2 protein-coding genes are annotated in these 1,444 nt (G+C 70.4%); both read right to left on the reverse strand.

Annotation, left to right across the window (positions count from 1 at the left end):
* The coding region (locus ACZ6IM_RS42450) for an SPDY domain-containing protein (RefSeq protein WP_469564593.1) at nucleotides 1-636 on the reverse strand (636 nt) is incomplete at its 3' end.
* Nucleotides 637-813: 177 nt separating this feature from the next.
* Nucleotides 814-1,444: hypothetical protein (locus tag ACZ6IM_RS42455; protein ID WP_469564596.1), on the reverse strand; the 631-nt coding region annotated here is incomplete at its 5' end.

Below are 1,444 nucleotides of genomic sequence, written 5' to 3' on the forward strand. Positions count from 1 at the left end.
GTCGTCCAGGTTCTGCACGAGGTAGGGGACGTCACGGAAGGTGCGCTCGACCGGGGTGGTCGTCGCGAGGTGGGTGAAGAACTGGGCGACGAGCCGTTCGGGGGTGTCCTGGGTGAAGGAGGCGTCCCAGTGGGTGTCGAAGCCGTCGTACACGTGGTGCCGGAAGTGCCACGGGGTGTCTTCCGCCGGAGTGTGCTGCAGGTGGCAGTGGCCGTCGGGCGAGGTGAACGTGCCGTTATCGCGGTGCCAGTGGTTCAGTTCGGCGATCTGTGCGAGGGGGGTGGTGGTGAGCGGGATCCGGTCGATGTGCCGGTCGTCGCCGAGCAGCTGGGGCAGAGCCTGGGTGACGGCGGCGATGGCCTCGATCGGGGTCTGCCGGGTGAAGCGGGCTTCCCAGTACGGCTCGTGGTGCGCGAGGGACCACCAGTGGCCGTGGGTATGCCGGGAGTTGAAGTTGACGAACAGGCTGCCGTCGGGGCTGTGGATGCTGATGCGTCCGCTTGCGCGATCGTGCTCGCTCGGCCAGCCGAAGAGGTGGATCAGCGGGCCGATCGCATCGGCGAGCCGGTCGATGCCCGCTCCCGCCAGATAGCGCGGGGAGACCAGGACCCGGTCCTGGGGCGCGAAGGGCCTCACCGCCGGGCCTTGTACGGCCAGGACTGATCGGGTGCAGCGCGTCGGTGCCGGTGTGCAGGAGACGTCTGGGAGGCGTGCGGGCGGGGCCTCGTATCCGTCCATCCGGGCGCGGGGTGGATCCGGGTGTTGGGCGCGGTTGTGCGAGGTCATGGGCTGCTGTGGGCTCCGATGGGTCAGTTAACGGCTGTGGGCGGCCGTCTTCGCAGCGGTGGGTGCGGGCGCGGGTGTCGTGCCGGGCGCCCTGCGAGTGGGCGGGCTGCTGATGGCTGTGGCCAGCGCGGTGGTGCCGGCGGGAGTGAGGCGGACTCGGTCCTGGAGCGGGCCGCCCACATAGGCGGCAGGCGCGGACTGCGGAACGCGCTCCGCGAGCCCCTTTGCCTCCAACGCCCGCAGTGTGCCCATGAGTACGCGCTCGTCGCGGTAGTGGACGTTTTGCCGTCCCAGGGAGCTGGTGACCACCACGTTTCCGCAGGCGATCTCCCACAGGGCGGTGTGGTGAGCGGCGGTCAGGGTGTGCTCCGGACCGTCGCCTGCTGCCGTCCCCTGGCGGCGTCGGATTTCGTAGGCGAGGGTGTTGGCGCAGCCCATCGCGGCTTCGGGTGCCAAGGCGGTCAGAGTGCGTGCCATCGGGAGCTGCTGGTCCGCGGAGGCACTGCTCAGGAAGGCGAGCTGCTCAAGGCGGACCACTGCGTCCGACAGGTCGGGACTGCGGAAGAGGCGTCCGTCGGTGACCGCTTTGAGGGCGGTGCGGGTCGCAGAAGCGAGTCGCTGGGCGGAGGCGGCGTGGGCGTTGGGCTCGGATGGCGGA

Source organism: Streptomyces sp. NPDC042336 (assembly GCF_055581985.1).